Genomic DNA, 13,118 nt, shown 5'->3' with positions numbered 1-13,118 from the left:
CGCGTTGGAGGCCAGGGAGTAAGGCGGGTCACCACCAACCGGTGGCCTCGGCGATCTGGCGGCCCAATTCGGGTGCCATGGTCCGCACGTAGGTAGGGGACAGGTGGTGGGCGCCGTGATAAATCAAGATGTTTCCCTCGACCGGACGGCACACGTCGGTGCGACAGATCGCGTCCGACATATCGAGCACCTTGAGCTGCGGGAACTGCGCGACGAAGTCGAGTGTCTGGTTGCGGTCGGAGAGCATGTCGGAACGTTTGATCGCGCATGACTGCGCGGTGCCGCCCCGTTTGGCCAGGCAGTCCGCCGGGTCGAACGGTTGACCGTTTTTGACCAGCCAGGGCGTGTCTCGCATGCCGAGAATGGGAATGTTGTTGTCGGACAACGTTTGCCAGATCCCGATATAGGTGGCAGGCATCACATCGCCGGTCTTGATGTTCCACGGCCGGGTGGTGGTGGTGAAGACGTAGCCTGGCCGGTCGGTGACCAGTTTGGTCATCGTTGTTTGCACCCATTGCCGGCACTGCGGGTAGGGGGCGTTGTTGCCCATGATCAGCGGGACCTGCTCGGTCGACAGCGGGCAGCCCATCTTCAGGTACGTCACGACCTTGAAGTGGTGCAGCTTGCCCAGGAAGTCCAGCGCGGGCAGCCAGTGCTCGGCATGTGACCCACCCGCCAGTGCGATGGTCCGGTCGGCGGCCACATCGCCATAGGTGCAGGTGACCACAGCGGGGTTGACGAAGTCGCTGATGCACCCGTCCCGGGTCGAAACCGGCAGGTCTTGTTTGACCTCTAAGACCGTGGGCCGCATGGGCAACGCGGGCACGCGCACGTGTTCGGTGAGCGCACGAGCGCCGGGATAGTCCTGCGGGTTGAGGACGCTGAGTTCCTTGCCGGCCGACCGCAAAACCGTGACGTGCTGGCGCCAGGTGAATGAGGTCGCGGTCAGCGTCACGCCCAGCAGGACGATGGCCGATCCCAGCGCCATCGTCGGCCGGGCCAGGCGCGTCGCCCACGGAATGGTCGGCGCCGGCGCAGCCCGCTTCGAGGATGCGCGGTAGCGCAACGGGTCCTCGACGAGCCGGTTGGTCAGATACGCCAGCACACCGGACACCAGCAGCAGCACCGACCCTTCGACGAAGCTGGCGTGCTTGTGGCCGCTGTAGGACAGCCAGAAGATCAGCAACGGCCAGTGCCAGAGGTACAGCGCATACGCCATGGCGCCCAACTCCACCAGCGGGCGCGTCGCCAGCACCCGATTGGGCAGCGGCAACCGGCCACCGGCGCCGCGACCGGCCTGCAGGTTGGCTCCGACGAGGATCATCAGCATGGCGGCGCCGACCGGCACCAGGGCCCACGGGCCGGGAAACTCGTGCACGCCGTCGATCAGCGCCCCGCAGGACAGCACCGCGCCCAGCGCGACCGTGGCCAACACCGTCCGCAACCACATCGGCCAGCGGACGCGGGTGACCAGCGCGCCAACCAGCGCGCCCAGCAGCAGCTCCCAACCTCGCGCGAAGCTGTTGTAGTAGGCGGCCGCCTGGTCCTGCTGATGCGCGATGATCGCGTAGACGAACGAGGCCACCGTCAATGCGGTCAGCACCCCCAGGAACAAGGTGCGCAACCGGGCGCCCAACGGGCGCCGGAACAGACAGGTCAAGCCGGCGATCAACGCCAGGAAGCTGACGTAGAACTGGCCCTGCACCGACATCGACCAAATGTGCTGCAAGGGGCTGACGGCTTCGCCCGCCCGAAGGTAGTCGGATGCGGTGTTGGCCAGCTCCCAGTTCTGGTAGTAGCCGAGGCTGGCGAGGCTTTGATCGGCGAACGTCTCCCAGCGGGTCTCCGGTTGAACCAGGATGGTCAACATCGCGCAACCGGCCAGCACCACGACGAGGGCGGGAACAAGGCGTCGGGCTAACCGGATCACCTCGGACACCGGCGACAGTGTCACAGTCGGGTTCAGGGCGGCGCGAATGACCTTGCCGCCGAAGAAGAACCCGGACAGCGCCAAGAACACGTCCACGCCGCCGGAGACCCGGCCGAACCAGATATGGAAGACGGCGACCAGCGCGATCGCAATGCCGCGCAGGCCGTCGAGGTCGTAGCGATAAAACCCCTCGGACCCCGCTTTGTGCACCCCCGTGGCGCGCGGATCGGCGATGGCGTCCGGCGCAGGAGACGGTGGCTGGGTCTGCATGATCGACAGTTAATTTACCGAAAACCCGCCGCCGGCTCCCGACAGCTCGCGGTGCGGCGGCTGCTCAGTCGATTGCTGAGCATCCGCGCCGGGCGCCGGGGGGCGAGTGGCGGGCGTCGGATGGCCGAGATGACCGGGAAATTACCTGCCGATGCCGGCGCCGGTCGGCTGCAGCGGGGCCTGCTGGGTCGGCAGCGGCTGTACCGGGGCCTGCTGGAACGGCGCCTGCTGGGTGGGCAGCTGCTGCGGCGACTGCTGCTGCAGCGGGGCCTGCTGGAGCGGGGCCTGCTGGAGCGGGGCCTGCTGGAGCGGCGCCTGCTGGAGCGGCGTCTGCTGGGTGGGCAGCTGTTGCGGTGCTTGCTGCAGCGGCGCCTGCTGCGCCGGCACCTGCAGCGGCGCCTGCTGCGCCGGCACCTGCTGCGGTGTCTGCTGGGTGGGCAGCTGTTGCGGCGCTTGCTGCAGCGGCGCCTGCTGCGCCGGCGCGGAGGCACCGAGAACCCGGACCATGTAGGGGGTCATGCCGTTGGCCCGCACCGGGGAGACCTGCACGACGTCGCCGACCTCGAGCATCTGGTTGTTGCCCAGGTACATCGCGACGCTCTGCGTGCCCTCCGGGCCGTAGCAGATCAGGTCACCCTTGCGGGCCTGCTGAGGCACGATCTTCTGGCCGACCCGGTAGATCGCGCCCGACGACCGCGGCAGCTTGATGCCGGCGCCGGCGTAGGCGTACTGCATCAGCCCGGAAGCGTCGAAACCGACGGTGTTGATGCCGGTGCCGGTGCCGCGGGTGGGGCCGTTGATGCCGCCACCGGCCCAGGAGAACGGCACACCGCGCTGCGACAGACCGCGGGCGATCACCACGTCGGTGGCCTGCTGATAGTCCATCGACCTGGCGCCCGGGTCGGCGGTCGCGATGGTGGGAACCACCATCGGCGCCCCGAGCAGGGCCAAGCCGATCGCGAAGGCGTAGATGCGTTTCATTTTTCCTGGCCTCTCAGGCACTCAATGGGCCTCGGCGCGGTGACTTCGCGCGTCCGCCCCCGGTCCATGGACCGAGCGAGGCCCCCACGCTGGGGCCGGACGCCGTCCATGGCACTTGCGAAGTGAACCAGCGGCCAGCCGCTGCATTCACATCAGTCACACAAGCCACTTTGACAACAGATGGTGTTAGCCGCCAGGTCCACGCGGGATTTTTTGTCGTACCGTGACCGGACGGTGACAGGCGCGCCCAATCCCGTATGCGCAGTTGTGATTTCGGTCTCAGTCGGCTACAAATTCACACTCGCCGGAGGCCGGCGGCGTGGCGATCAAAGCCAGTAGCGTTCGCTGAACATGGTCAGCAGCGATCCGGCTATGGAGCTGACCATGACCAGCGCCAGCGCCAGCACCGGCCAGAAGGACATGTACCAGCCCTTTAGCAGGGAAACGACGGGCCCGATGACCGCCGCGGTCATGGCCGCACCGATCCCGCCCCACACCACCGGGTGGATGTACAGGTCGAGCCCATAGGGAACCGGCCCGCAGGTCTCGTCCTCGCAGACATTCGCCAGGAAGCCGAAAAGCCGCGTCGGCCAGGTCGTCGCCGTGGCCAGCACTGCGAGCAGGACCAGCAGTGCGACGGTGCAGATGATGTCCCACGGCGCCACCCGCACGCGAAGCACCCGGGGCGCTTCGTCGTCGTACTCCAGCAGCGGGTAATGGGTGTCCCTGGACCAGCCGGGCCCCGGCGCGGGCCCGGCCTGGGGTCCGGGCGCTGCGCTGTCGGACTGCTGCGGCGTGGCCATGATGTCCCATGCTTCCCGACGTCGGAGTTTTGCGCGAGTCGGCTGCTTTACCCTCGATCACTATGCCCGCGGCGAAGGCCGGGCTCACGCCCGAGCAGATCAGCGCCATCGACGCCGCGCACCTGTGGCATCCCTACAGCACCATCGGCGCCGAATCCGTCGCCCCCGTGGTGGCGGTCGGCGCCCGCGGCGCGTGGCTCACCCTGATCCGCGACGGCAGGCCCGTCGAAGCGCTCGACGCCATGAGCTCCTGGTGGACCGCGATCCACGGGCACGGCCACCCGGTGCTGGATGCGGCCCTGTCGGCGCAGCTCGGCGCCATGAACCACGTCATGTTCGGCGGGCTCACCCACGAACCCGCGGCGCGCCTGGCCCAGCTGCTGGTGGGCATCACCCCGGCGGGTCTGGAAACGGTGTTCTTCAGCGACTCCGGATCGGTGTCGGTGGAGGTGGCGGTGAAGATGGCGCTGCAGTACTGGCGCAGCCGCAACCGGCCCGGCAAGTACCGGCTGATGACCTGGCGCGGCGGCTACCACGGCGACACCTTCACGCCGATGAGCGTCTGCGACCCCGACGGCGGCATGCACTCGCTGTGGACCGACATCCTGGCCAAACAGGTGTTCGCCCCGCAGGTGCCGCGGCACTACGACGCCGGCTACAGCGCAGCGTTCGAGGAGCAACTGGTCCGGCACTCCGCCGAGCTGGCCGCCGTCGTCGTCGAGCCCGTCATGCAGGGCGCCGGCGGCATGCGCTTCCACCACCCGCGATACCTGCGCGACCTGCGTGACATCTGCCGGCGGCATGAGGTGCTGCTGATTTTCGACGAGATCGCCACCGGCTTCGGGCGCACCGGCGAGCTCTTCGCCGCCGACCACGCCGGCGTGAGCCCGGACATCATGTGCGTCGGCAAGGCGCTCACCGGGGGATATCTGACCCTGGCCGCCACCTTGTGCACGGCCGACATCGCCCACACCATCAGCCGCGGCGAGGCCGGGGCGCTGATGCACGGCCCCACGTTCATGGCTAACGCGCTGGCCTGCGCGGTGTCGGTGGCCAGCGTCGAGGTGCTGCTCGGGCAGGACTGGCGGTCGCGGGTGGGCGAGATCGGCGCCGGCCTGGCGGCCGGGCTCGAGCCGGCCCGGACGCTGCCCGGCGTGAGCGACGTACGGGTGCGCGGCGCCATCGGCGTCATCGAATGCGAGCGTCCCGTCGACCTGGCCGTCGCCACCCCCGCGGCGCTGGACAGCGGCGTCTGGCTGCGCCCGTTTCGCAACCTGGTCTACGCGATGCCGCCCTACATCTGCACGCCCGACGAGATCGCCCAGATCACCTCGGCGATGGTGCAGGTCGCCCGCCTCGCTGGCCAGCAGTGACGACCCGCTGCGCCCGGCTTCGCCGCGCCGGCGGTCGCCACTAGGCTGAACGCCGATGAAGGCACCGATCGAGGTTTCCCCGCTGGCCTGGCTGGAGGCGGTGGAACGGGAGCGCCGCGAGGCCGGGCTGCGCCGCTCGCTGCGGCCGCGTCCAGCCGTCGCCACCGAGCTCGACCTGGCCTCCAACGACTATCTCGGGCTCTCGCAACACCCCGGTGTGATCGATGGCGGGATCGCCGCGCTGCGCATGTGGGGTGCCGGGGCGACCGGGTCCCGGCTGGTCACCGGTGACACCGAGTTGCACCAGCAGTTCGAGTCGGAGCTGGCCGACTACGTCGGCGCCGCATCCGGGCTGCTGTTCTCCTCCGGCTACGCCGCCAACCTGGGCGCCGTGGTCGGGCTGTCGGGCCGGGGTTCGCTGCTGGTCTCCGATGAGTATTCGCACGCGTCGTTGGTGGATGCTTGCCGGCTGTCGCGGGCGCGGGTGGCGGTGGCGCCGCATCGCGACGTAGGCGCCGTGGAGGCGGCGCTGCAGGCGCGCGACGAGGAGCGCGCGGTCGTCATCACCGAGTCGGTGTTTTCCACCGACGGCGCGCTGGCGCCGCTGCGGGAACTGCACGAGGCGTGCCGTCGCCACCGCGCCCTGCTCATCGTCGACGAGGCGCACGGCCTGGGGGTGCGGGGTGGCGGGCGCGGGCTGCTGCACGAGGCCGGGCTGGCGGGCGCGCCCGACGTGGTCATGACCACCACGCTGTCCAAGGCGCTGGGCAGTCAGGGCGGCGCGGTGCTGGGGCCGGCGCCGGTGCGCGCCCACCTCATCGACGCGGCGCGCACGTTCATCTTCGACACCGGCCTGGCCCCGGCAGCGGTGGGCGCCGCGCGGGCCGCGCTAGCGGTGCTGCGGTCCGAGCCCTGGCGGGCGGCTGCGGTGCTGCGCCACGCCGCCATCCTGGCCGAGGTCTGCGGCGTGCCCGAGGCGCCGCAGTCGCCGGTGGTGTCGGTGATCCTGGGCGAGCCGGACGTGGCGGTGGCAGCCGCGACCGCCTGCCTAGATGCCGGCGTGCGGGTGGGCTGCTTCCGGCCCCCGACGGTGCCCGCCGGGACGTCGCGGCTGCGGCTGACCGCACGCGCGTCGCTGGACGACGCCGAGCTGGAGGTCGCGCGGCGCGTGCTGACCGATGTGCTTGCCAAGCTTGGCTGAGGCGCGCCGGTGACGGTTCTCGTCGTCACCGGCACCGACACCGCGGTCGGCAAGACGATCGCCACCGCGGCGCTGGCCTGTCATGCCCGGCAGGCCGGCCTCGACGTCGCTGTGTGCAAACCGGTCCAGACCGGCACCGACGCCGGCGACGACGACCTCGCCGAGGTAGCCCGGCTATCCGGGGTGAGCGAGCTGGCCGGGCTCGGCCGATATCCGCAGCCACTGGCGCCGGTGGCCGCCGCCGAGGCGGCCGGAATGCGGTTGCCCACCCGCGAGCACCTGCTGGCGCTCATCGAGGAGCTGGACCGGCCGGGGCGGCTGACGTTGGTGGAGGGCGCCGGGGGGCTGCTGGTCGAACTCGGTGAAAACGGTGTCACCGCACGCGATCTCGCCGTCGCGCTGGGCGCCGCGGTGCTGGTCGTGGTCCGCCCGTCGCTGGGCACCCTCAACCACACCGCGCTGACTCTGGAATCGATTGCCGCACAGAACCTTTCGTGTGCGGGCCTGGTCATCGGCAGCTGGCCGCGGCGGCCCGGGGTGGTAGAGACGACGAACCGGTCCGCGCTGGCCCGGCTGGCTCCGGTGCGCGCCGCGCTGCCGGAAGGGGCGGCATCGCTGGACACCGCCGAGTTCGCGACACTGTGCGTCCAGGCGTTCGACCGCGACTGGGTCACCTCGCTGGTGGGCTGATGGTCCACTCCATCGAGCTGGTCTTCGACCGCGACACCGAGGCGGCGATCCGGCACATCTGGGAAGCATTGGCGACGGCCGGAATTCCCAGTCAGGCGCCCGCCGGCCGGCCGCACGTGACGCTGGCCGTGGCCGAAGGCATCGCCACCGACGTCGACGAGCTGCTGAGCCCGATGGTGAGCGAGCAGTTGCCGCTGCGCTGCCTCATCGGTGCACCGGTGTTGTTCGGCCGCGCCAGCGCGGTTTTCGCGCGGCTGGTGGTGCCGACCGGTGAGCTGTTGGCCCTGCACGCCCAGGTGCATCGGGTGTGCGCTCCGCATGTGAAGCCCGGTCCGATGCCCAACAGCCTGCCCGGTCAGTGGACCGCGCACGTCACGCTGGCGCGCCGCGTCGGCGGCACCCAACTCGGGCGGGCGTTGCGCATCGCGGGCCGGCCTGCCCAAATCGACGGCAGCTTCGCGGGTCTGCGCCGCTGGGACGGCACCAAGAAGGTCGAGCACCTGATCGGCGGTTAGCCCCCGAAGAGCAAATACAAGCCGGTGAAGGTGTAGCCGACCATCACCAGCATCATCGTCAGCTGCCCGGTGAGCTGATGGCCGGCGGGCAGCAGCCGCAACGCTTTATCGTGGGCCGCGATCACCGCGAGGATGTGCCCGGTGACCACGCAGGTCACCTTGACCGCGGCCAGCACCGGCGGATGCATCGACAAGACGTAGGCCACGTGCAGATGCGCAAGGCCGAGCAGATTCCACCCGTGGCCGAACGGGTCGGCCAGCGCGAACAGCGCCTGCTGTCCGCGCTCCACCAGGTAGGACAGGTAGTGCGCGAAGATGTAGCCCACCACGATAGGGATCAGCGAATGCGCCATCTCGCCGGGCAATTCGCGGCGCTGCTCTGCGGTGACCCCGCCGGTGGCGCGTGCCGCGAGTGAAAATGTCACTGCCACAACGCAAATGAAGATGATCAGTCCGACCGTGCGCAGCACCGGCGACGCCAATGTCGGGGGCGCGCCGAATTCGCGGGTGAGCTGGTCGGAGAAGCCGCGCCACGTCGGCGACGACGAGAAACTGTCGAACGCCGTCGAGCCGAGCAGCACCGCCAGCAGCACCACGACACCCGGCCGCACCGGCAGCGACGGCAGATGGTCGAGCGGGTTCCCAACGACGATCTTGCCGATCTCCCGGTTGCGCCGAAATGGCGAGAGCCGGGAGACGGCCATGCTGTACACGCCGAACGGATCGGCGCGGGCCAGCCAGCGCTGCCCGCATAGCCACGCGCCGACCAGCATCAGCACGGCGTAGCCGGCTATCCACGACCTGACCCACGGCAGTGACGCGGAATTCGGACTGGCCAGCTCCATCCACACGAAAGCGAATAGGCCGACCGCGGCGGGCCGATAGCCCCAGCCTTCGGGGTAGGACAGCCGTGGCCGGCCGAGCCGCTCCGGGGTGAGGCGCCGCAGCAGCAGATACACCGTGCGCATCGGCGAAATCACCCGCCATACCGGCCCGATGGCCAACGACAGCGCCACCAGCCCGACCCACAGCAGCACGTAGAACGCGCCGAGGAGCGCGTTGGACTCCGACTCGGGACCCCACACCCCGGCGGCCACCGCCCACGCCGCGAAAACCAGGGCCACCGCGGCCGCCGACCACCGGGTGACCCGGGAGTCGACCAACGTCGTCAGCGCCGTCGGCAATGGCCGGCCCGGCTTGAGCGGATCGAACCGCGGCCGCCGCCACGCGAACGCCACCAGGGCGAAGGTAAAGGTCAGTGCCCAGGCCGCCCCGACCATTGCGTAGGCGTAGGGCACCGGAAGGTCACCCGACCCACCGAGACCGTGCGCGAGCACCACCGCCGCAGCGGCGGAGCTCACGACTGCACTTGGATCGTTGCGACGGTGCGGTCCAGATGGTGCAGCTCCACCGCGACGTTGCCGGGAACCTCGACGGCGAATCCGAACGTCTGGTTGGGTGTGGCCGCGACCTGGAACTTGTGATCGGGCGTCGAATGCACGTGCAGCTCGTCGGAGGCGTCACTGGTGACGTGCAGGGTGATCTGCTGATGCACCTTGGCCTGCAGCGTGGCGTTGGTCGGAGTGACCTGCCCGTTGGCGATGGTCACGTCGATCGTCAGCGGTGCGGCCGGAGCCTTGCTGGTGGGGCCGCCGCAGGCGACCAGCCCGCAGACCAGCGCCGCCGCCCACACCACTACGAGAGCGCCTCGGAGTGTCACGGGTTCACGCCGCCCGGGGGATCTGTTGCCTGTCCTCGAGGGGTTCGGGCTCGGCGAGGGAGTTGTTGAGCCGGCCGGCACCCCAGGTCAAGCCGGCGATCACCATGAGCGTGAGGAACAGCACCACGATGCCGCCCGCGGTAAACAACCAGGCCGGCGCGCTTTGATCGCGTTCGCGCTGCAGGATTGTGACTTCCAGGACGAATGGCCGCGTGCTCGATGCCAGCGCGGGGACCTCGGGGGCCGGAATGGCGGCGTCCGCCGGTTCCCAGATCGGCACGGCCGTCATCGTGCGGCCGTCCTGGACCCGCAGCAGAGTCTTCCATTCCCCCCACACCGGAACCGGCTGGGTGGAGCGGTAGTGCCCCGGCCCGACCTTGGCAAGCCGGTCGATGAACAGGCCGCGGTCGTTATTCATGCGCCCCTGCCAGGACAGGATCGTCAGCCAGTCCGGATGGTCGCTGACCATGTCGGCGGGTAGCAGTTGGACGTCGGCGGACACCATGCGCTGGCCCGGTGCACTGGGCAGATCGGTCAACGTGATGGTGGCGTTGTTCTGGCCTGGCACCACGATGTGCAAGCCGTTGGCCACCGCGCCGCCGATCACCAGCACCGTGGCCACAACCACCGAGATGCCGACGGCGCGCCCCGGGAGGCGCTGCCCGGTGAGCACCATGCCGAACATGGCGCCGCACATACCCATCAGGACCGCCACCGGCACGGCCATGGCCAGGGCCTCACCCCACATGCTGATCGGCCAGGGGTAGTGGTACACCGCCCCGATCCACAGCGACTCCAGCCAGAGCCCGACCGTGCCGACGCCCAGCCCGGCGACGGCGCCAAACACAATGGGGCGCCTCAAAAGCGGAGTCAAGGCGACCAGCTCGACCGCCAGCGCGGGGCCGAGGTAGAGCGGGAACCAGTTGATCGGGGCCCCGAGTATCGGCCCGACCAGCAAGGCGACCCCGCCACGCAGGGCAATGGCGAAGATGGCGGCGATCAGGGCCGCCCCTCGCCCCATGGTGATCCGGGCGGCCACGGCCGCCAGGGCAGACGCGCCGGCGATCAGCATGGGCTGCAGCACCAGGCGGAATTGCGGAACGCCGAAGTCGAATTCAATCTGATAGACCGATAAGCCGATGAACAACCCGCCCAAGGACAGGTAGCGCAGGAAGGTGATGACGACGCCGTGGTAGACCTCCTCGCCTTCGGCGGCCTCACCTTCGCGTTCGAGCATCAGCACCGCGAACAGCGAAAAGCAGGCGCCGCCGATCATCATCAAATGCGTTGGTCCCCAAAGGGTCACGTCTTGGCCGAAGATGCGGTGCCAGATGTCGTCGAGCGGGAACCCGATCATCGCGTACAGCCCGCAACCGGCCATCAGCACGCCGCCGACCGGTGCGTGCCAGTTTTGCGTGATGCGCACCGCCGCCGGGCCGGGCTTGTCGAACGGCAGCACGACCGCCGTCATGCCGCCCAAAAAGATTCCGAACAATCCGATGATGATGAAGTAATGCGCCGGGTTGGCCAACGGCCCGGGGTCGCGGCCGTTGCCGATATGCCAGCTGACGTCCCAGATGAAACCGAACAGCGCGCAAATGATGGATGTGGTGAACACCAGAACCGGCAGGGCAACCCAGCCGGGCCGGTGGAATTTATCGCCGAGTTTGTCGGCGGCGCGGGTCAACCAATGAATGCGATGGGTGCGATGGGCATAGCCCACCCATAGCAACAGCAGGGTGATCACCACCGCGGCTATCGATAGCCCGATCACCTGATTCAGCCCCGCACCGCGTGCGGGTGCCTCAGCAACAATCGTCAGTTCATTCGACCGCATCGTCGTGCCTCCCAACCGCGCCGGGCTGCCCCGGAGGATCCGATTGAAGTCAACCGCTTATTACTGTCAAGTAGGTTCGTGATTGTTTGTTTAATGCCCCGATGTAGGGCTCGTCAATCACGCGTTTGGTCGGGCGTGTCGGAATGGGACGGGTCGGGTACCGAACGCGGGGCGTTGCGGCGCTCGCGGCGGTCACGCAGCGCGATGTACAAAATCACCCCCACGACGATCACCGCAGGCAGGAACGCCGGCGCCGCCAACAGAAGGTAGTGGTGCGCCAGAAATTCGACGTTCGGAGTCACCATGGCCGTATACCCATAGATAGGTCGTGTCCTTTCGGCCGTTACCCTACTTTGAACACTTTTCATTCACCGCTGCCATCACCACGTGGCAGGTGTGTCCCCACGCGCGGACACAAAAAAGAGGCAGGGGAGTACCTGGTGACGCAAGCGGCAACTCGACCGACGGCCGAAACCGGTAACGACGAGGACATCTTGGCGGTGGCCCGGCAGCAGGTGCTGGAGGGCGGCCAGGGATTGAGCCGGGACCAGGTGCTGCGGGTGCTGCAGCTGTCCGACGACCGGCTCGATGAACTGCTGGCGCTGGCCCATGAGGTGCGGATGCGCTGGTGCGGCCCCGAGGTCGAGGTCGAGGGCATCATCAGCCTGAAGACCGGCGGCTGCCCCGAGGACTGCCACTTCTGCTCGCAGTCGGGATTGTTCGCGTCGCCGGTGCGCAGCGCCCGGCTGGACATTCCCAGCCTGGTCGAGGCGGCGAAACAGACCGCCAAGTCCGGCGCCACCGAATTCTGCATCGTGGCGGCGGTGCGCGGTCCCGACGAGCGGCTGCTGGCCCAGGTCGCGGCCGGTATCGAAGCGATCCGCAACGAAGTCGAAATCAACATCGCCTGCTCGCTGGGGATGCTGACGGCCGAGCAGGTCGAGCAGCTCTCCGAGATGGGAGTGCACCGCTACAACCACAACCTCGAGACCGCCCGCTCGTACTTCACCAACGTCGTGACCACCCATAGCTGGGAGGAGCGTTGGGAGACGTTGTCGATGGTCCGTGACGCCGGCATGGAGGTCTGCTGCGGCGGCATCCTGGGCATGGGTGAGACCCTCGAGCAGCGCGCGGAATTCGCCGCCGAGCTGGCTGAACTCGGCCCCGACGAGGTGCCGCTGAACTTCCTCAACCCGCGGCCCGGAACCCCGTTCGGCGACCTGGAGGTCATGCCGGCCAGCGAGGCGCTGAAGTCGGTGGCCGCCTTCCGTCTGGCACTGCCGCGCACCATGCTGCGGTTCGCCGGTGGTCGCGAGATCACGCTGGGGGATCTGGGTGCCAAGCAGGGAATCCTGGGCGGCATCAACGCCGTGATCGTGGGCAATTACCTGACCACGCTGGGTCGTCCCGCCGAATCCGACCTGGAATTGCTGGACGACTTGCAGATGCCCCTCAAGGGGCTCAATGCCAGCTTGTAAGCCGGCTGTCGCGGCTAGGGTTGGAGAGTTGTGGTTGGCGATCTGGGGGCTGCGGTCAGTGCCGGCGTCTACAACGTCTACACGCACCTGGGCGTTTAGCTGTGTTAGCTGCAAAAGTGGCGTAACAAAACCGCTGGTCAGGGCTTTAAGCTCTTTAAGCTATTCAAGCTGGCGGAAGCTGTTCTGCGGACGCACTGGGGACGCAACCGGGCGTGGCTGTGGAGTGGCTGGGTATTGGGCGAAGGTGACCGCTTGGCTGATGGGGCGGTTTTAGGGTGGGCGGCATCTGATCACCGATGGGGCAGTGACCGCTAAGGAGG

General features: G+C 68.6%; 12 protein-coding genes. 5 read left to right on the top strand and 7 right to left on the bottom strand.

The window, feature by feature from the left end; translation table 11 throughout:
• Positions 1-28: 28 nt before the first annotated feature.
• The 3 genes from sucT to VFW69_RS17890 all read right to left on the bottom strand — a co-directional run bounded on the left by sucT (position 29) and on the right by VFW69_RS17890 (position 3,984).
• Positions 29-2,200 carry an acetyltransferase SucT gene (gene sucT, locus VFW69_RS17900; RefSeq protein ID WP_526503029.1) on the bottom strand — a complete coding sequence of 724 codons (2,172 nt, stop codon included), beginning with the start codon at positions 2,198-2,200 and terminating at the stop codon, positions 29-31.
• A gap of 141 nt (positions 2,201-2,341) precedes the next feature.
• On the bottom strand, positions 2,342-3,181 hold the full coding sequence (gene ripD, locus VFW69_RS17895; protein ID WP_526503027.1) for an NlpC/P60 family peptidoglycan-binding protein RipD: 840 nt from the start codon (positions 3,179-3,181) through the stop codon (positions 2,342-2,344).
• A 326-nt stretch (positions 3,182-3,507) separates the two neighbouring features.
• A complete protein-coding gene (locus VFW69_RS17890; protein WP_526503025.1) occupies positions 3,508-3,984 on the bottom strand; it encodes a hypothetical protein in 477 nt (158 codons plus the stop codon).
• 62 nt (positions 3,985-4,046) lie between these two features.
• Here VFW69_RS17890 and bioA point away from each other — a divergent pair, with 62 nt between their 5' ends.
• The 4 genes from bioA to VFW69_RS17870 are packed head-to-tail and all read left to right on the top strand — an operon-like array spanning position 4,047 to position 7,763.
• Positions 4,047-5,357, top strand: a complete 1,311-nt coding sequence (gene bioA, locus VFW69_RS17885) for an adenosylmethionine--8-amino-7-oxononanoate transaminase (RefSeq protein WP_526503023.1) — start codon at positions 4,047-4,049, stop codon at positions 5,355-5,357.
• Positions 5,358-5,412: 55 nt separating this feature from the next.
• On the top strand, positions 5,413-6,558 hold the full coding sequence (gene bioF, locus VFW69_RS17880) for an 8-amino-7-oxononanoate synthase (RefSeq protein WP_526503021.1): 1,146 nt from the start codon (positions 5,413-5,415) through the stop codon (positions 6,556-6,558).
• A 9-nt stretch (positions 6,559-6,567) separates the two neighbouring features.
• Positions 6,568-7,248 (top strand): dethiobiotin synthase, encoded by a 681-nt coding sequence (gene bioD, locus VFW69_RS17875; protein ID WP_526503019.1) that lies wholly within the window; start codon positions 6,568-6,570, stop codon positions 7,246-7,248.
• Positions 7,248-7,763 carry a 2'-5' RNA ligase family protein gene (locus VFW69_RS17870; protein WP_526503017.1) on the top strand — a complete coding sequence of 172 codons (516 nt, stop codon included), beginning with the start codon at positions 7,248-7,250 and terminating at the stop codon, positions 7,761-7,763. The genes bioD and VFW69_RS17870 overlap by 1 nt, the downstream gene beginning before the upstream one ends.
• Here the strand turns inward: VFW69_RS17870 and VFW69_RS17865 are convergent.
• The 4 genes from VFW69_RS17865 to VFW69_RS17850 all read right to left on the bottom strand — a co-directional run bounded on the left by VFW69_RS17865 (position 7,760) and on the right by VFW69_RS17850 (position 11,625).
• Entirely contained in the window at positions 7,760-9,124 is a 1,365-nt protein-coding gene (locus VFW69_RS17865; RefSeq protein WP_526503015.1) for a hypothetical protein, read from the bottom strand. The two genes, VFW69_RS17870 and VFW69_RS17865, sit on opposite strands and share 4 nt — an antisense overlap.
• A complete protein-coding gene (locus VFW69_RS17860) occupies positions 9,121-9,483 on the bottom strand; it encodes a hypothetical protein (protein ID WP_526503013.1) in 363 nt (120 codons plus the stop codon). Before VFW69_RS17860 ends, VFW69_RS17865 begins: the two co-directional genes overlap by 4 nt.
• A 4-nt stretch (positions 9,484-9,487) precedes the next feature.
• Positions 9,488-11,320 carry a hypothetical protein gene (locus VFW69_RS17855; protein WP_526503011.1) on the bottom strand — a complete coding sequence of 611 codons (1,833 nt, stop codon included), beginning with the start codon at positions 11,318-11,320 and terminating at the stop codon, positions 9,488-9,490.
• A 113-nt stretch (positions 11,321-11,433) separates the two neighbouring features.
• The gene (locus tag VFW69_RS17850; protein WP_526503009.1) at positions 11,434-11,625 is read right to left on the bottom strand and encodes a hypothetical protein; all 192 of its coding nucleotides are present in this window, start codon (positions 11,623-11,625) and stop codon (positions 11,434-11,436) included.
• Positions 11,626-11,760: 135 nt separating this feature from the next.
• Here VFW69_RS17850 and bioB point away from each other — a divergent pair, with 135 nt between their 5' ends.
• The gene (bioB, locus tag VFW69_RS17845; protein ID WP_526503007.1) at positions 11,761-12,798 is read left to right on the top strand and encodes a biotin synthase BioB; all 1,038 of its coding nucleotides are present in this window, start codon (positions 11,761-11,763) and stop codon (positions 12,796-12,798) included.
• The last annotated feature ends 320 nt before the right edge of the window (positions 12,799-13,118 follow it).

It is taken from the genome of Mycobacterium sp., from assembly GCF_036273375.1.
GTDB lineage: Bacteria > Actinomycetota > Actinomycetes > Mycobacteriales > Mycobacteriaceae > Mycobacterium.
The sequence above is the reverse complement of the archived record's forward strand: the minus strand, read 5'-3'. Positions and strand labels throughout refer to the sequence as shown.